Source organism: Nocardia sp. NPDC006044 (genome assembly GCF_042871115.1).
Taxonomy (GTDB): domain Bacteria; phylum Actinomycetota; class Actinomycetes; order Mycobacteriales; family Mycobacteriaceae; genus Nocardia.
Map to the genome: position 1 here is coordinate 53176 of NZ_JBIAID010000001.1, position 16553 is coordinate 69728.

Sequence of the window (16553 nt, forward strand, 5' to 3'; positions counted from 1 at the left end):
TGGGCGGAGGTTGTATCGGCAGGGCAATAGACTGGCCGGGTGAGCGATAGGGATTCCGATGGCAGTTTGGATCTGAATCAGTTGCGCACGTTTCTGGCCGTGCATCGGGCGGGGTCCATTACCGGCGGTGCGCGGCTGATCGGGTTGTCGCAACCGACGGTGACCGCGCAGTTGCAGATGTTGGAGAAGCGGCTCGGGCAGCGGTTGTTCGAGCGGCTGCCGCGCGGGGTGGCGCCGACCGCGGCCGCCGCGGAGCTGGCCGCGCGGATCGCCGAACCATTGGACGCGTTGAGTGCGGTTGCCGGCCGGTCGATTACCGACGAGGCCGAACCGCAGCCGCCTGTCCGGTTGGCCGGTCCTGCGGAACTGCTTGCGGTACAGGCGCTTCCGGCGCTCGCCCCGCTGATCGGGCACGGTGTGCGGCTGACCGTTAGTTCCGGGCTCTCGGAGGATCTGCTGACCGGGTTGCGTGCGGGGCATTACGACCTGGTGCTGTCGACGGTGCGTCCACGCGGCCGGACCGTGGTCGCCGAAGCGCTGTCCGACGAGGAGTTCGTGCTGGTCGCCGCGCCCGCAGTGGCCGGACGGATCGATACCGCGCGGCTGCGTACCGAAGGCCCGGCCGCGCTGGCCGCGCTGCCGCTCGTCAGCTACGCACCCGACCTGCCGATCCTGCGCCGATACTGGCGGCACGTCTTCGGGATCCGGCTGACCGGTGAGGCGGCCGTCATCGTCGCGGACCTGCGCGCCGTCGCCGGCGCGGTAGTCGCGGGCGCGGGCATCAGCGTCCTCCCGCGCTATCTCTGTGCCCCCCAACTGGATTCAGGCACCTTGGTCACCCTCCTCGACCCACCCGACCCGCCGATCAACACCGGATTCCTCGTCCGCCGCGCGGGCACCGACACCCGCCCCCACGTCGACCTGGTCCACGCCCGCCTCCGCACCGCCGCCCGAACCTGGTAGCCGCACACCCCCTGATTTCCCGCACACGCAATCGCATGCGAATCGGTATGCGGGAAATCAGGGGGTGTGCGTCGGATGTCTATGCGGCCGCGCGGTTGCGCAGGATCTGCGCTGTTTGCTGGTCGGCGGGGAGGAAGGCCTCCAGGTGGAGTTCGGCGAGGGTGATGTCGGTTGCCGTGGCGAACGAGGTCAGGGTGGTGATCAGGCGCAGCTCTCCGTCGTCGCTGCGCAGGCGCAGCGGCACCGCGAAACCGAGGTGGTCGGGGCCTGGTTCTGCTTGCGGGAGATAACCTTCCAGCTCGGTGATCAACTCGGCCAGCGCCGGGTCGGGGCTGCGCGACATCCGCCCGCGCAGGGCCTCGATCACGTGCTTGCCCCACTCGGGCAGGTTGATCACCCGGCGCGCCAGGCCCTCCGGATGCAGCGCCAGGCGCAGCACGTTGATCGGTCCGTTCAGCAACTCGGGCGCCGCACCGTCGGTCAGTACCGTGAACGCCGCATTGGCGGCGAGCAGCACCCCGCGCGGCTTCACCACGATCGCCGGATAGGGCAGGTGGCCGTCGAGAATCGTCCGCAACGCCTCCCGTACCGGCTCCAATTCAGGTGCGTCCACATCGGATTCGGGAAACGCGGGTGCGTAGCCCGCAGCGAGCAGCAGATCGTTGCGCTCCCGCAGCGACAGCTCCAGCGACTCCGCCAGCCGCACCACCATCGTGCGCCCCGGTCGCGACCGCCCCTGTTCCAGAAAACTCAGATGTCGCTGCGTGGTGTCCGCCCGGATCGCCAGATCCAGCTGACTGACCCGACGCAGGGTCCGCCAGTGCTTGAGCTCACGGGCGAACCCCGGTGCCTCTATCGCCGTCGTCATGCCCACATTCTTATCTGACCTGCACCGGAGTGCGATTCCGCGCAGGGTATGAGAAGCGGGGCCGGGCGGCTATTCCCTGCCGGGAATCGCGCGGAATCGCCGGGATCGCAAAACTTCGGGTCATGAGCAAGCAACTGAACGACAACGAACTGGCCCGCTTCGCCGAGCAGTACGCGGCGCAGTGGAACGAGGCCGACCCGCAAGCGCGCGGCAAGGCGATCCGCGAACTGTGGGCGCCGACCGGTGCGCAGACCCTGGTCGACCCGCCGGTGGAGATGCGCGAAGCAGCGGAGCAACTGCAGTTCCCGATGCCGCCACTGGAGGTCCGCGGCCATGATGCGCTAGACCGCAGGGTGACTCGGGCTTACGAGATGTTCATCGAGTCGGGCGAATACGAATTCGCGGTCGAGGACGCGCCGATCCGGTTGCCCGCCGGGCTGATCGGCGTGAGCTGGACCATGGTGGCCAAGGCCGATGGCACGGTGGCCGGTGGCGGCTTCGAGGTCATCGGCCTCGACGACGAGGGCCGGATCCTGTCCGATCACCAGTACATCGTGGGTGTCCGATGAACGGCGTTGCCTACCACCTGGATCCGCTGCGCGGCCTCGACGGGCTCAGCACCGCGGCGCAGGACGTTCCCCGGCCCGGTCCGGACCAGGTCGTGATCCGGGTGCGCGCGGCCTCGATCAATCGCCGCGACCTGATGTTGATGGACGGCGTCTACCCGTTGCCCGCGACACCGGGGATCGTCCCGCTCTCCGATGGCGTCGGCGAGGTGATCGCCGTCGGCGCGAACGTGACCCGTGCCGCGCTCGGCGACCGGATCACCGCCAGTTACTTCGTCCGGTGGGTGGACGGCCCGCAGCGCCTGGCCATGGCAGCCGAGCAGTACGGCGCCAACTTCGACGGCATGCTCGCCACTTACGCGGTGGTCGAGCAGGATTCGGTGGTGCACGTGCCCGCGCACCTGACCGACGTGGAGGCGGCGACGCTGACCTGCGCGGGAGTCGTTGCGTGGGCGGCACTCACGAAGCCGGTGCCGGTCGTGCCCGAAGAGACGGTGCTGACCGTCGGTAGCGGAGCGGTCGCCCTGTTCGCCGTGCAGCACGCGAAAATGCTGGGCGCGCGGGTCTTTTCCGTCACCTCCAGCCCGGGCAAGGCCGACGGGTTGCGCAAACTCGGCGCGGACGAGGTGATCGTCTCGACCGAGACACCGGACTGGGATCAGGCGGTGCAGGACCTGACCGGCGGCCTCGGCGTCGAGCATGTGGTCGACGCCGTCGGCCTGCCGACCTTGTCGAAATCCGTTCGCTCCGGCGGGTATAACACGCAGGTCACCATGATCGGCGCCGCGCGGACGCCGCTGGTCGAGTCGGTGGGTGACGTGTTCGGCACCCAGTACGTGTCGATCCGCCGGATCGCCGTCGGCAGCCGCACCGACTTCGAGGCGATGAACCGGACGATCACCGAGCACCGGATGCGGCCGCTCATCGATCGGGTGTTCCCGCTCGATCAGGCGGTGGACGCGTACCGCTACTTCCGCGACGGCAACCCGTTCGGCAAGGTCGTCGTGACCATGTCCTGACTAGGGGCAGCCGGTGAGTTCCCGTGTCATGGCGTCCTTCTCGGCCTGGGTCACCCAGAGCTGATAGGCCGCTTTGACCTGGATCTGCCTGGTCAGGTAGGCGCACCAGTAGCCCTTGTTCGGCGGCAACCAGGTGGCGGCGTCGGAGTCGCTCTTGGACTGATTGGTCGGACCGTCCACGGCCTGCAGGTTCAGCGGATCGTTGGCCAGGTCTTGGCGCCGCTCGGCGGAAAGCTGTTGCGCGCCTTTCTGCCAGGCGTCCGACAGCGGGATGATGTGGTCGATCTGAACGTCGTCGGAGGTCTTCGGGCCGCGGACGAACTTGATCGTCTTGCCGGTGTACGGATCGTTGAGCGTGCCGCTGGCGACGACGCAGCGGCTGTTGTCCTTGAACGTGACGTCGGTCATGTCGCGTTGCAGGATGTCGTTGCGGGTGTCGCACTTGTTGTGGCCGCCGGGGACCGACACGTCATCGGTCCAGGCCGTGCCGAATTGCTCACGGGTGTAACCGGTTTTGGCCGCGCGACCGGCGACCCGGATGGTGTCGAGCAGGGTGAGCGCGTCGTGGCTGGGCATGCTGGCCGGCGCGTTGGCGCAGACCTGCGCGGTGCCGCAGCCCGCGTTCGCCCTGGGGGATTCGACTCGGTTCACGTAGTAGTAGGACACTCCGATGAATGTCGCGATGGCCAGCCCGATCAGAGCGAGCCGCTGAACTGTGAACTTCATCGAGCTTCCTAACGCCAACCACCCTGAACTATATCGGGCGCCAACGTATCCGGAGGTCGAGGTCGCGGAAGTGATTGTGGGGTATGACCTTCCGCACAGCCAAGGGGGCTTGATATGAAACCACCCTCGAGTCGCCGTGCCGGCGCCGACTCGAGGGTGGCTGATCACGAAGGAGCTCGTCCGTCGCGCGGTGGTGCGGCTGGTTGTCCAGTCCGTTACCGCACCCGCCGACACCACAGGGCCGATGAGGGAGGACCCGGGATGTCGAGCCGCGCCGGGCGTACTCGTTCGTGATGACTAGGGGCAGATCGGGATTCGTTCGGTGCCGGCCGAGAGTGCTTTCCGTGACCGGGAATTCGCCTCTCGCTGCTGCACCGCTTGTCTCCGTCCCGCATCTTGCTCGTTGCTACGTATTGAGACAGTAGATAACCGGATTCGATCTTGGCAAGTCGATATGCCTGATTCGGGAGTATTCTCAGGTTCATTTCAGGCTGGTAGTTATATCTACTGGATTCCTACGGAAGTGCCGGTCGTTAGCCGAATTTGTGCAGTGCGCGCGCAAGCGGCCGTGGTGGTGATGAGGGTCACTTTTCCGGGTGGTCACAGTGCGGTGGAAATCCGTGTCCAAACCGGGTGAAGGCAAGCAAGCCGGACCTCGGAAGGATAGATCATGGCAACCGTCGACGTCCTCGACTCGTTCATCTACTACCGCGATGCGGGCACCGGTGCGGTGCCGGTGGTGTTCCTGCACGGAAACCCCACCTCCTCGCACCTGTGGCGCAACGTGATTCCACACGTCACCGGCCGAACCCGGGCGCTGGCACCCGATCTCATCGGCATGGGCGAGTCCGGTAAGCCGGACGGTGATTACCGGTTCGCCGATCACGCCCGCTACCTCGACGCCTGGTTCGACGCGCTGGATCTGGACCAGGTGGTGATCGTCGGCCACGACTGGGGCGGCGCGCTCGGCCTGGACTGGGCCGCCCGCCACCCGGGCCGGGTGCGCGGCATCGCGCTGATCGAGACGTTCCTGCGGCCGATGAGCTGGGCGGAGCTACCGCCGCTCGGCGCCGAGCTGTTCCGCAAGTTCCGCAGCGCGGAGGGGGAGCGAATGGTGTTGGAAGAGAACATGTTCATCGAGTTCAACCTGCCCAAGGGCGTGGCGAACCTGTCGCCCGAAGATCACGACGTGTACCGCGCGCCGTACCCGACCCCGGAGTCGCGCAAGCCGATGCTGGTGTGGCCGCGCGAGTTCCCGCTCGACGGCGAACCGGCGGATGTGGTGGCGATCGTGAACAACTATGGCCATTGGGCCGCACAGTCACCGGAGGTCCCGAAGCTGGTGATGGGCTTGGAAAACGGCGTCGGCCTCGGTTCGCCCGAGGCGATCGATTGGGCCGCGACCACGTTCGCGAACGTCGACATCGCGTCGATCGGCCCGGCAGGCCACCACGCACCCGAGGATCGGCCGGACGAGATCGGCGCCGCAATCGCCGACTGGCTGCGCAGGCACGCACTGGTCGACGCGGCGTCCGCGATCTCCTGATGATCGGTGCGCGGGACCGGCTGATCCGGTCCCGCAGCCGTGTCGGGTACCGACCGCTGGCCAGGACTTGCTCGTGTTGCGGCTCGAGGGTGTCCCGCAGAGCTACCGGTGTACCGGCCCGCCGGATCCCGGCTTCCAGCTCGAGGTGCACCGCGATCCCGCGCACGTCGCTGTACAGCGAGACATGCAGGCGCCGTCGAAGTAGTAGGCATGCTGTTCGCTGAACCACCGCGGCGCGAGGTGTTCGACGCCATGGCGCCAACCTGCCGGAGGCGATCCGGAGTTGCTCGCGCTGAAGGACTACTGACAATTCCCCTTGCGCCGAACCGTCCGGCAGCCGAAGGATGGCTGGATGAGTATGGAGGCACAGGCCGAGGAGCAGGCGCTGGTCGGGCGTGCCGTTGCCGGGGAGCGGGACGCGATCGCGGAGGTGGTGCGTCTGTTGCAAGACCCGCTGTATCGGCTGGCTTTGCGGATGGTGTGGCGCCCGGCGGAGGCTGAGGATGCGACTCAGGAGATCCTGCTTCGCGTGCTCGGCAACCTTGCCACCTGGCGTGCCGAGGCGAAGCTGCTGACCTGGGCCTACCGGATCGGGGTCAACTATCTGCTGAACTTGAAACGCCAGACGCCGCAGGAAGCGGCCGAGTTGAGTTTCGACGCCTACCGCGACGGCTTGGCCGACGGGCTCGCGGAAGCGGACTACCGCGGCCCGGAGGCGACCTTGCTCACCGCGGAGGTCCGGCTGAACTGCTCGCAGGCCATGCTGCAATGCCTGGGCCGTGACGAGCGAGTCGCCTTCGTTCTCGGCGACGTCTTCGAACTCACCTCCGTCGATGCCGCCTGGATCCTCGACATCACCCCGGCCGCCTACCGAAAGCGCCTGGAGCGCGCCAAGAATCGCCTGGGCAACTTCCTCACTGCCACCTGCGGCGTGGCCAACCCCGAGGCCTTCTGCCGCTGCTCGCGCCGGGTGGACAAGGCCGTGGCCCTGGGCCGCGTCGACGCCCGCAAGCTGGCATTCGCCCGTCACCCGGTCGCCCCTGGCGGCCGCACCGCCGAGCAGGCCGAGCAGCAGATGGCCCGGCTACACGACGCGGCCGCCGTCCTGCGCGCTCACCCGGATTATGCTGCGCCGCAAGCGAAGATGGACGCTATCGCGGGCCTGCTGCACTCCGGTCGTTTCCCGCTGCTCGACTGAACCCAACCCCGAGCCAAAGCCGCACGCCTTCTGATTTCCCGCACCCGGAATTGCATGCGAATCCCGGTGCGGGAAATCAGAAGGCGTGCGGCCGGTCAGGAGGTGGTCGCGGGGCGGAGGAGCGTGCCGTTCAGTACACCTCGGGCGGTGCGGATCGCGACCACCGACCAGGCGGCCACCAGCAGCACGTAGAGGGCGACTGCGGTAGCGGCGAACAGGTTTGCGCCGGTGTGGGTGTAGAGGACGGTGCTGCCGGTGACGCAGGTGCCGAGCGGGAAGGTGAAGCCCCACCAGGTCAGGCTGAAGGTCAATTCGCCTGCCCGGTAGGTCTTTACGGTGATGGTCAGCGCCAGCGCCAGCCACAGCATGGCGAAGCCCCAGGCGGCGATGCCGTAGATCACCGAGAAGACCACGAAGCCCTTGGCGTACAGATCGGGCAGGGCAAACGGTGCGGCATTGGCGAGAAGTCCGGCGGCGGTGATGGATTGGCCGAGCGGGCCGAGCACGATCCACAGGGTCGGCACCATATTCGCGGGGGGTGTGCCGTGATGCACCAGGCGCGACCAGATCATGGTGATGGTGACCAGCGCGGCGATCAGGCTGAGTCCGAACATGGCCACGCACAGCAGGATCATGGTCAGGCGCGGTTGGCTCGCGGGTGTGTGCGGGACGAGTAGCGCGCCCATCGCGGCCGAAACCATCGGCGGCACAACGGGCATCAGCCAGCCGCCGAAGGCCGCGTCGGCCTCGACCCGGTGCCTGGTGAACATCCGGTACGGGATGACGCACGCGGTCAGCAGGCCGAGGACGGTGCCCGCGGTCCACAGCACCCAGTCGATCGCCACGGCGGCGGGCAGGCCGATCACGTCGGAGCCGAGCAGCAGGGTCCCGCCACCGACGGTCAGCAGGGCCATCGGGGGAGCCCCGAAGAACTGCGACATCACCGGGTGGTTGCGATGAGCACGAGCGGTATCCGGGAAACGCGTCCAGTGCGCGAGCCACGCGGCGCTCAAAGCGACCAGCAGCGCGGCGGCCAGCGCCCACACGACGGTCGCCGCGCCGCGCAATCCGGGGAACTGCATCGGCAGGGAGGCCGCCGCGGTGGCGACGATGCCGGTGCCCATCACGGCGGCGAACCAGTTCGGGCCGAGTTGGCGCAGGGAGCCGGGGCGGCGGTCGGCACGAGGGTCGAGCTCGCCGACCCCGCGCCGCGGCGGTGCGGGGTGGAAGGTCACGGTGGCGGTCATGTCTTCAGCGTCGTCGCAGGTCGCGGAGTCGGGTAGCGGGCACGTACCTATGCATGCATAGACTCGTTCTATGCCCCTGTCGCCCCGTGTCCCCGACCTGGCCGCGCTCGACCTGCTGCTGTCGGTGATCGAATTGGGCAGCCTCGGCCGCGCGGCGGCCGCGCACGGCATCAGCCAGCCGTCCGCGTCCTCGCGGATCAGCTATCTGGAGAAGCTGGTCGGCATGCCGGTGCTGGAGCGCACCACCCTCGGTTCCCGGCCGACCCGCGCCGGCTCGCTGATCGCGGAGTGGGCCCGCGGCGTGGTCCGCGCGGCGGAGCAACTCGACGCGGGCATCGACACGCTGCGCGCCGAGCGCGACTCGCATTTGCGCGTCGCCGCGAGTCAGACGATCGCCGAGTACCTCTTCCCGGCCTGGCTGATGAAGCTGCGCGCCACCGCCCCGGGCACCGCCATCGCACTGGAGTCCGGCAACTCCGTCGAGGTCGCCAAGGAGGTGCTCGACAACAAGGCGGCGATCGGCTTCATCGAAGGCCCGCAGAACTTTCGCGGCCTCCAGTCCCACGTCGTCGCGCACGACCACCTGATCGTCGTCGTGGCGCCGGCCCACCGGTGGGCCCGCCGCGGCTCGGTCACCCTCGCCGAACTCGCCGAAACCCCGCTCATCCAACGGGAAACCGGCTCGGGCACCCGAAACTGGTTCGAGCACGCGGTCTCTCGCCGCATCTCCGGCTGGCAGCCCGAGGTCGCCCTGGAGCTGTCCTCCACCACCGCGATCAAGACCGCCGCCGCGGCCGATGTCGGGCCCGCGGTACTCAGCTCACTGGCCGTGGCCGCCGAAATCGCCTCGGGCACGCTGGTTTCCCCGACGATCACCGACCTCGAACTGGAACGCACCTTGCGCGCCGTATGGCCGACCGGGCAGCGGCTGAGCGGCCCCGCCCGCGAGCTCTACGCGATCGCCCGCGCCGGCTAGCGATCACGCACTGTCCGCGGGCTGAGCCGTCGGAGGGACGCCGGTGTCCAGGAAGCGGATCAACCGGTCGATGCGCGACGTGTGGTCGACGCAGCGTTCCAGATGATGGGCCAGCAGTGCGACATTGATCGCGGCGGTGGTCGGCGGGGCCGACGCGGGCGCGGCGAGCGCCGAATGCAGTTGCTTGTGCAGTAGTTCCATCGCGTGCAGTCCGGGATCGTGTTCGCCTGGCGGTTCCTGATGACCCGTCGCGACGGCCTCGCCGCTGAGCGCGGTGCGGGTCGCGGCAAGCCGGCCCATCTCCGCGAGAGTGTCCAGAATCGGTTGCGGCGCAACATGTCCCGGATGACTCTGATACACCTGATCGGCGACCTGGCTGACCAGTCCGCCGATCCGGGACAACTCGGTCGCGATCTGGATGGCGGTCACCACGTGCCGTAGATCGCGGGCGACCGGCGCCTGCAACGCGAGCAGCACCACCGTCCTTGCCTCACACGCGCCGTACATCTTCTGTAATTGCTCGTCCAGGGCGAACACCTCGTACGTGGCGGTGAGATCGGCGCCGACGAGTGCGTCGGTCACCCGCTCGGCCGCGTCATGGGTGAGCCGGCACATCAGCGTCAAATCGTTGGTCAACGCGACGAGCTCGCGAGTGAACTGGGTGCGCACGCGCAAATTCTCGCCCATATCCGCGCGGCCGGGCACAGTTATCCCCTCCTGGACATGAATTGACGGTGCAGATGATGCCAACTCGGTGCGGTCTGGCCGAAAATAGGAAGGGCACTCGACCGCGACTGACAGGATTGTGGTGTGAAGCGCGATGTCTCAGCTCAGCTCGAGGTGGCGATCACCGCGCCGACCACGCTCGAATTCCAGATCGCCGTCGCCAGACAGTGGAATCTGGAACTGAACGAGTCGCTGGTGTTCGAGCTCGACGGCTGGACCGTCACACCGTGGGAGATCCTCGGCCCGCACGGCACCCGAATTCACAAATTCTCGGTCGGCCCCGGCACTTTACGCGCGCACTATCGCGCGACCGTGCTCGGCGCCGCGCTTCCGGACGCGGGTTCCGACTACGACCGCGCGCTGTATCTGCGGCCCAGCCGATTCGCCGAGTCGGACAAGCTGCTCGGCTTCGCGGCCACCGAATTCCCCTCCGGCACACCGGATGCGCAGCTCGCGGTGCAGGTCGCGCAGTGGGTCGGGCGGCGGATCCGGTACGTGGCCGGCAGCAGCGACCCCATCGACGGTGCGGTGGAGACGGTGCTGTCCGGCGCCGGCGTGTGCCGCGACTTCGCCCATCTGGTCGTGGCGTTGTTGCGCGCGGTGAAGGTGCCCGCGCGGGTGGTGTCGGTGTACGCGCCGGGCTGTTCACCGATGGATTTCCACGCGGTCGCCGAGGCCTACGTCGACGGCGCCTGGCGGGCGCTCGACGCCACCGGGCTCGCGCCACGCGCGACGCTGGTCCGGATCGCCACCGGCCGGGACGCCTCCGACGTCGCCTTCCTGGACAACCACGGTGGCGAGATCATCGTGCACAGCTTGCAGGTCACCGCCCTGGTGGACGGCTTCCTGCCATTCGACGACAACGTCACCCTGACCTCGGTCTGCTGACCGCGCTCAGGAGATGTTCTTCAAGAACGACACCGCGTTCGCGCTGCCCGCCACCACGATGTCGAGCTTGCCGTCACCGTCGTAGTCGGCGATGGCCGGCGTCTGCGGTTGCGAGGTGACGCCGAAATCGCCGGTCTTGCTGATGGTTCCACCGTTGCCGGTGAAGATCACCATCCTGGAGTTCAGCACCGCCGACATCGCGGCGTCCAGCTTGCCGTCCTTGTTGAAGTCGGCCGCGGCGATGCTGGTCGGGCCGAGCCCGGAGACGGCCACCCGATCGGTCTTCTTGAATCCGCCGTTCCCGTCGGACAGCAGCAGCGTGGTGCTGAAGGAGAACGAGTCGGCGGTGATCACGTCGTCGATGCCGTCTCCGTCGAAATCGCCCGCGCGCACGTCCTCGGTGATCAAGCCGGACGTACTCGCCCCGCGCCGGGTGAAACTGCCGTCGCCGTTGCCGGTGAAGACGTGCACCTGTTGCAGCGCATCGTTGTTCACCGCGATGTCGATCTTGTTGTCCGAGTTGAACTTTCCGACGGTGAACGCGGCGGCCACCCCGGGGATCAGGCTGGTCGGCCCGGCATCGAGGGTCCCGTCGCCCTTGCCGAGCCAGGTCTGCACGCCCGCCGGGGCCAGACTGAGCACGTCGGCCTTACCGTCGCCATTGGCGTCGGCGACGATCACTTCCTGTTGTGCGCCTTCGAGAGTCGTGTACTTCGTCGCCGCGCGGAAGGTGCCGTTGCCGTTGTTGACGAACGTCGCGATCGTCGTCCATGCCTGCGCCACGACGTCCGGCTTGCCGTCGCCGTTCAGGTCGCCGACGCCCACCGCGCCGAAGCCGATTCCGACGTCGCCCACCCTGGTGCCGGTGTTGAACCGGCCGTCCCCCTTGCCGGTCATCAGAATCGGTCCCGCCCCTTGGAAATCGGCCGCGACGATATCCGCCTTGCCGTCGCCGTCGAAGTCGGCGGTGACGGTGCCGATCGGGGACGGGCCGGGTCCCCACGACGGAAATTGGCCGCCGGACGGTGAATCCACCTTCGGCGCGAAATTGATCGCCCCCGCGGCATGCGCGGGGGCGGCGGCGATCAGGCCGGAACCGATCAGGGACAGTGCCGCGGCGGTCGCGGCGAGAACTAGGCGGCGCGAATGCAAGGATGAATCAGGCATGAGTGGTCCTGGTGTGCTCAGAGTTATTGCAGGGCACGGACTTTATGATGTGTATCACACTGAAACACCGGTATTCCGGGCAATTCGTCGAATTGCCCACCGCCCCGGTATTCCCCTGTTGCACTGTGCCAAAAGCGCTTTCGGCATCGTGCCGCTGATTCGTTCGCGTCGTGCGGCACACTGCCCAAGCCGGTGCTAACGTCGCCGCATGCCGAGCAAGCGCGATATTCAGCACCGACTGGTGACCACGTTGCAGCGTCGCGTCGTCAATCCGTTGCAGCGCAGGATGCCCGCCCAGCAACTCCTGGAGACCGTCGGACGGGTGAGCGGGCAGCCGCGCATCACCCCGATCGGCGGGCGCAAGGTCGGCAACGAGTTCTGGCTCGTCTCCGAGTTCGGTGACCGCTCGCAGTACATCCGGAACATCAAGGCGAACAACCGGGTTCGGCTGCGCCTGCACGGTCGCTGGTACACCGGCACCGCGCATCCGCTGCCCGAGGACGACGCGCGCGCCCGGCTGCGCGAACTCCCGCGCGGTAACAGCACGGTGGTGCAGCTGGTCGGCACCGACCTGCTCACCGTCCGCATCGACCTGGACGGTTAACCGCGGGCTACTCCGTCGCGCACTTCGACCAGAATTCGAAGGGGCCCTGCACGTTGAAGTCGTTCTGTGCCCTGGCCTGCGCCTTGTTCTGCGCGTCGGAGATCGTGAGACCCCAGGCGGAGCCCCAGCCGTTGTTGCGGCCGAAGGCGAACGCGACGCAGGCGTCCTTCGACCAAATGGGTTCCTGGCAGGAGAAGCCGCACGCGACCTGGGCCTGGCCCACAGCGGCATCCTGGCCGAGCGAGCTTCTGACCCAGTGCACTTCGTTGCTCGCCTCGTTGTAGGCCGCCGCGATCCACACGGTCGCCGGCTTGGGCGAGGTCGTCGGCGCCGTGGTGACGATCGGCGGAACCTTGGCGCTGATGCTCGGCGTGGTCGGTACACCGGCCGCGCTGGTGGAGACGGCGAGGCTGGTCGTGGTGGTCGCGCCGGCGTCGTCGCGGTGGTGCCTGGCGTTGCTCTTCCACACCTTCAGCCCGATGATCCCGGCGATCACCAGCACGGTCAGCAGGACTGAACCGATCGCGGCGAGCACCTTCCCGCCGCCGCCACCGCCGTTGGACCCGGACCCGCCGGGCCCGTACTGCGGTGGAAATCCCGGCGGGGGCGGACCCGGCGGGAAACCGCCCTGCTGCGGCGGATACTGCTGCGGCGGTTGCTGATACATCGGTTGCTGCTGATACTGCGGCACCGACGGGTACTGCGAAACCTGCTGCTGCGCATACGGATCGTAGGGTTGCCCCGGCTGATACGCCGGATCCGGCTGACTCAGCGGATTGAACACGGTCGGGTCGGCCGGCGGAACCGGTTGGTGGGCCGGATCGGGCTGACTCAACGGGTTCAGCTGAGTGGGGTCCGGCGGCGGGGGATACCCCTGCTGGCCCATCGGATTGAGCATCGTCGGATCCGAGCGCTGATGGCCGGGCGCCTGCTGCTGACCCTCGTGCGCGTTGTGCGCGTTCGGGTCGTAAGGCTGCCCGGGGTACTGGCCGGGTGGGTATGACATGCGCCCCCGCTGTTGTTCGTCTCGATCAAGGCCGAACCAGGGTATCGGCTCGGTAGCCGGATATCTGCCCCTGTCAGTAGGGGCCGGTGACGCTCGACCCGGCTACCCCATCGGAAAGCGGCGCGCGACGCGTATTTTCGTTCGTGCGGACAGCACATCGACTGGAGGGTGCATGACAATCGAGATTCCGGAGAAGGCGCGGGACCTGCTGGAGCGGCCCGTCTACGCCAGCCTCGGCACGACGCGGCCGGACGGGGCGCCGCAGGTGAACCCGATGTGGTTCGTGTGGGACGGGGAGTTCATCTGGTTCACCCACACCAACTACCGGCAGAAGTTCAAGAATCTGGCACACGAGCCGCGGGTCTCGATTTCGATCTACGACCCGGACAACCCGTACCGCTACCTCGAGGTTCGTGGCGTGCTCGACCACATCGATGGAGATCCCGAGGGCGCGCTCTACTCCAGCCTGTCCGAGCGCTACGGCAACGGTCCGTTGGTACCGCCGGACGCGAAGGACCGGGTGGCCATCGCGATCCGGCCCACCGGCATCCGAGGCAACGCCACCGAGCGCTGATCGCGTGCTCCCGGCCGCCCCGCGCGGCCGGGAAACCGGGCAAATCGCCCTGCGGCACCGCTCTGACCAGGATGCGGAGGGTTAGCTGCAACGATGGAACACATGATCCGTGTGTTGACCGACCGCTGGACCGTGTTCATCCCTGTGCTCGCCGCCCTCGCGCTGGCCGCCACCTGGGGCCGAAGTCTGTCCGGGGTGGCCGTCGTCGCGGTCGCCGCGGCCTTGATCGGCGCGGTGCTCGCGGCGGTCTACCACGCGGAGGTGGTCGCGCACCGGGTCGGCGAGCCGTTCGGGTCGCTGGTGCTCGCGGTCGCGGTGACCATCATCGAGGTGGCGTTGATCGTCACGCTGATGATCTCCGGCGGAGACAAGGCGGCGTCGCTGGCCCGGGACACCGTCTTCGCCGCGGTGATGATCACGTGCAACGGCATCTTCGGCCTCTCGCTGCTGGTCGGCGCGCTGCGCAGGCGGGTGGCGGTGTTCAACGCCGAGGGCACCGGCGCGGCGCTGGCCACGGTCGCGACGCTGGCCACGCTCAGCCTGGTGCTGCCGACCTTCACCACCAGCCAGTCCGGGCCGGAGTTCTCCGCCGGGCAGCTGGCCTTCGCCGCGGTCGCCTCGCTCGCGCTGTACGGGCTGTTCGTGATGGTCCAGACGGTGCGGCATCCGGACGACTTCCTGCCGGTCGAGGGCAACGGCGTGGTCACCGACGACGACGAGCACAGCGAATCGCCGACCAGCAAGGCCGCGCTGCTCAGCCTGGCGATGCTGTTCGTCGCGCTGGTCTGCGTGGTCGGGCTGGCCAAGGTGGTCTCGCCGTCGATCGAGTCGGCCGTCGCCGATGCGGGATTGCCGCCGTCCGCGGTCGGCGTGGTGATCGCGTTGCTCGTGCTGCTGCCGGAGACCCTCGCCGCGGTGCGCGCCGCGCGGCGCGATCAGGTGCAGATCAGCCTCAACCTCGCGCTCGGGTCGGCCATGGCCAGCATCGGACTGACCATTCCGGCGATCGCGGTGGCGACCATCTGGCTGGACGGTCCGCTGGAACTAGGTCTCGGCGCCACCCAAATGGTGTTGCTCGCCCTCACGATCGTGGTCGGCGTGCTGACCGTGGTCCCCGGCCGGGCGACGCTTTTGCAGGGCGGCGTGCATTTGGCGCTGTTCTCCGCTTTTGTGTTTCTCGCCGCCAGCCCGTAGTGCGGGTGACGCAGCTCACGGATAAGTGAGCGAATTCGTCGTCGAGTGACCGCGGTCACGTCGAATCGGTGTGCTGACTGTTGTCCTGCCGTGCACCGTTTCGTTGAGATAACGCGTCCACCTTGTTCTTTTCGTGAATTCGGCTGTCGCGGTAATCGGACCGTGACCTTGCCTGGAGTTAGCCGAATGGCGTGATGCTCGTCATATTGATAGGCGAAATGCGCTGATAACTTGTTGCAGAACCCCGAGGTAGTTCCATTCGGATGCTTTCTACCAGCGCTTTCGGCTAGTCGCCGGCAATCGAATAGGAGGCGATGATCACACCGTGATCAGCTTTACTGTTACCGATTGTCACCGATAGCTTCTTGATGGCAGTGACGCCCATCATGGAGAGAACGATTGTGAAACCTGAGACACACCGGCCTGGCCGGGCCCACGCGTGGCGCCGGTGACCCGGGTTCGCTCGAGCGCTACTGCCGTTCGTATCGTCCGCAGGAATTTCTCCGACACGGTCGTCTCGTCCTTGCGGACATTCGGGCGGGCCGTGGACATCGCGCGCGAATCGGTGGCCGGCACGGTCACCGGGATCGCCCGCGGGCAGTTCCAGTGGCGCGAGGCGACCACGCAGGCGTGGCGCCTGGTGACCGTCACGGCGATTCCCGCGATCCTCATCGCGATCCCGTTCGGCGTCATCGTCTCCATTCAGGTCGGCAATCTCATCCACACCCTCGGCGCGGACTCGCTGCTCGGCGCCACCGGCGGCCTGGGCGTGATCAAACAGGGCGCCCCGCTGGCCACCGGATTCCTGCTCGGCGGCGCGGGTGCGGCCGCCATCGCCGCCGATCTGGGCGCGCGCACCATCCGGGAAGAGATCGACGCGCTCAACACCATGGGCATCAGTCCGATTCCGCGCCTGGTGATTCCGCGGCTGGTCGCGATGATCCTGGTCGCGCCGCTGCTGAACATCCTCATCATCTTCGTCGGCATCGTCGCGGGCTACGCGGTCGCCGTCGGCGGGCAGAACGTCACCCCCGGCAGCTACTGGGCCACCTTCGGCTCCTTCACCACCGTCGCCGACGTATGGGTCTCGCTGCTCAAGGCCGCCCTGTTCGGCTTCCTGGTGGTGGTCATCGCCTGCCAGCGCGGGCTGGAGGCCAAGGGCGGACCGCGCGGGGTCGCCGACGCGGTGAACGCGGCCGTGGTGCTGTCGGTCGTGTCCATCGCCATCGTCAACCTGGGCGTCACCCAGGTGGTCGAGATGTTCCTGCCGACCAGGCTGGTCTGA

18 protein-coding genes are annotated in these 16553 nt (G+C 67.7%); 12 read left to right on the plus strand and 6 right to left on the minus strand.

Features of this window, described 5'->3' with window-relative positions:
* The first annotated feature begins 39 nt into the window (after window positions 1-39).
* A complete protein-coding gene (locus ACFYO1_RS00285; RefSeq protein WP_387225630.1) occupies window positions 40-963 on the plus strand; it encodes a LysR family transcriptional regulator in 924 nt (307 codons plus the stop codon).
* Between the two features lie 79 nt (window positions 964-1042).
* Here the strand turns inward: ACFYO1_RS00285 and ACFYO1_RS00290 are convergent, their stop codons facing one another.
* A complete protein-coding gene (locus ACFYO1_RS00290; RefSeq protein ID WP_387225632.1) occupies window positions 1043-1831 on the minus strand; it encodes a helix-turn-helix domain-containing protein in 789 nt (262 codons plus the stop codon).
* Window positions 1832-1953: 122 nt separating this feature from the next.
* On the opposite strand from ACFYO1_RS00290, the gene ACFYO1_RS00295 reads away from it, so the two are divergent.
* Together ACFYO1_RS00295 and ACFYO1_RS00300 are read left to right on the plus strand one after the other, a co-directional pair.
* Window positions 1954-2400 carry a hypothetical protein gene (locus ACFYO1_RS00295; protein WP_387225634.1) on the plus strand — a complete coding sequence of 149 codons (447 nt, stop codon included), beginning with the start codon at window positions 1954-1956 and terminating at the stop codon, window positions 2398-2400.
* Entirely contained in the window at window positions 2397-3416 is a 1020-nt protein-coding gene (locus tag ACFYO1_RS00300; RefSeq protein WP_387225636.1) for an NAD(P)-dependent alcohol dehydrogenase, read from the plus strand. The genes ACFYO1_RS00295 and ACFYO1_RS00300 overlap by 4 nt, the downstream gene beginning before the upstream one ends.
* Here ACFYO1_RS00300 and ACFYO1_RS00305 read toward each other — a convergent pair whose 3' ends face one another.
* Entirely contained in the window at window positions 3417-4142 is a 726-nt protein-coding gene (locus ACFYO1_RS00305; RefSeq protein WP_387225638.1) for an HNH endonuclease family protein, read from the minus strand.
* A gap of 670 nt (window positions 4143-4812) precedes the next feature.
* On the opposite strand from ACFYO1_RS00305, the gene ACFYO1_RS00310 reads away from it, so the two are divergent.
* From ACFYO1_RS00310 to ACFYO1_RS00320, 3 genes are all read left to right on the plus strand, one after another.
* Window positions 4813-5688, plus strand: coding sequence for a haloalkane dehalogenase (locus tag ACFYO1_RS00310; RefSeq protein ID WP_387225639.1), 876 nt, complete (start codon window positions 4813-4815; stop codon window positions 5686-5688).
* A 73-nt stretch (window positions 5689-5761) separates the two neighbouring features.
* The gene (locus tag ACFYO1_RS00315; protein WP_387225641.1) at window positions 5762-5893 is read left to right on the plus strand and encodes a hypothetical protein; all 132 of its coding nucleotides are present in this window, start codon (window positions 5762-5764) and stop codon (window positions 5891-5893) included.
* 147 nt (window positions 5894-6040) lie between these two features.
* Window positions 6041-6886, plus strand: a complete 846-nt coding sequence (locus ACFYO1_RS00320) for an RNA polymerase sigma factor (protein ID WP_387225643.1) — start codon at window positions 6041-6043, stop codon at window positions 6884-6886.
* Window positions 6887-6981: 95 nt separating this feature from the next.
* On the opposite strand, the gene ACFYO1_RS00325 is transcribed toward ACFYO1_RS00320, so the two are convergent.
* On the minus strand, window positions 6982-8133 hold the full coding sequence (locus ACFYO1_RS00325) for a TDT family transporter (RefSeq protein ID WP_387225645.1): 1152 nt from the start codon (window positions 8131-8133) through the stop codon (window positions 6982-6984).
* A gap of 70 nt (window positions 8134-8203) precedes the next feature.
* Here ACFYO1_RS00325 and ACFYO1_RS00330 point away from each other — a divergent pair, with 70 nt between their 5' ends.
* Window positions 8204-9109 carry a LysR family transcriptional regulator gene (locus ACFYO1_RS00330; protein ID WP_387225647.1) on the plus strand — a complete coding sequence of 302 codons (906 nt, stop codon included), beginning with the start codon at window positions 8204-8206 and terminating at the stop codon, window positions 9107-9109.
* A 3-nt stretch (window positions 9110-9112) separates the two neighbouring features.
* Here ACFYO1_RS00330 and ACFYO1_RS00335 read toward each other — a convergent pair whose 3' ends face one another.
* On the minus strand, window positions 9113-9778 hold the full coding sequence (locus tag ACFYO1_RS00335; protein ID WP_387225649.1) for a phosphate uptake regulator PhoU: 666 nt from the start codon (window positions 9776-9778) through the stop codon (window positions 9113-9115).
* 141 nt (window positions 9779-9919) lie between these two features.
* On the opposite strand from ACFYO1_RS00335, the gene ACFYO1_RS00340 reads away from it, so the two are divergent.
* A complete protein-coding gene (locus ACFYO1_RS00340) occupies window positions 9920-10723 on the plus strand; it encodes a transglutaminase family protein (protein WP_387225651.1) in 804 nt (267 codons plus the stop codon).
* Window positions 10724-10729: 6 nt separating this feature from the next.
* On the opposite strand, the gene ACFYO1_RS00345 is transcribed toward ACFYO1_RS00340, so the two are convergent.
* Window positions 10730-11890, minus strand: coding sequence for an FG-GAP repeat domain-containing protein (locus tag ACFYO1_RS00345; protein ID WP_387225653.1), 1161 nt, complete (start codon window positions 11888-11890; stop codon window positions 10730-10732).
* Between the two features lie 208 nt (window positions 11891-12098).
* Between ACFYO1_RS00345 and ACFYO1_RS00350 the strand changes: the two genes are divergently transcribed.
* Complete coding sequence (locus ACFYO1_RS00350; protein ID WP_387225655.1) at window positions 12099-12494, plus strand: nitroreductase/quinone reductase family protein; 396 nt, start codon at window positions 12099-12101, stop codon at window positions 12492-12494.
* A gap of 7 nt (window positions 12495-12501) precedes the next feature.
* On the opposite strand, the gene ACFYO1_RS00355 is transcribed toward ACFYO1_RS00350, so the two are convergent.
* The gene (locus ACFYO1_RS00355) at window positions 12502-13500 is read right to left on the minus strand and encodes a DUF4189 domain-containing protein (RefSeq protein ID WP_387225657.1); all 999 of its coding nucleotides are present in this window, start codon (window positions 13498-13500) and stop codon (window positions 12502-12504) included.
* Window positions 13501-13672: 172 nt separating this feature from the next.
* Between ACFYO1_RS00355 and ACFYO1_RS00360 the strand changes: the two genes are divergently transcribed.
* The 3 genes from ACFYO1_RS00360 (at window position 13673) to ACFYO1_RS00370 (ending at window position 16553) form a co-directional block, all read left to right on the plus strand.
* Window positions 13673-14074 (plus strand): PPOX class F420-dependent oxidoreductase, encoded by a 402-nt coding sequence (locus tag ACFYO1_RS00360; RefSeq protein ID WP_387225659.1) that lies wholly within the window; start codon window positions 13673-13675, stop codon window positions 14072-14074.
* A gap of 93 nt (window positions 14075-14167) precedes the next feature.
* Window positions 14168-15268 (plus strand): calcium:proton antiporter, encoded by a 1101-nt coding sequence (locus tag ACFYO1_RS00365; protein ID WP_387225661.1) that lies wholly within the window; start codon window positions 14168-14170, stop codon window positions 15266-15268.
* A 439-nt stretch (window positions 15269-15707) separates the two neighbouring features.
* Window positions 15708-16553: an ABC transporter permease gene (locus ACFYO1_RS00370; protein WP_387225663.1), complete on the plus strand. Its 846-nt coding sequence runs from the start codon at window positions 15708-15710 to the stop codon at window positions 16551-16553.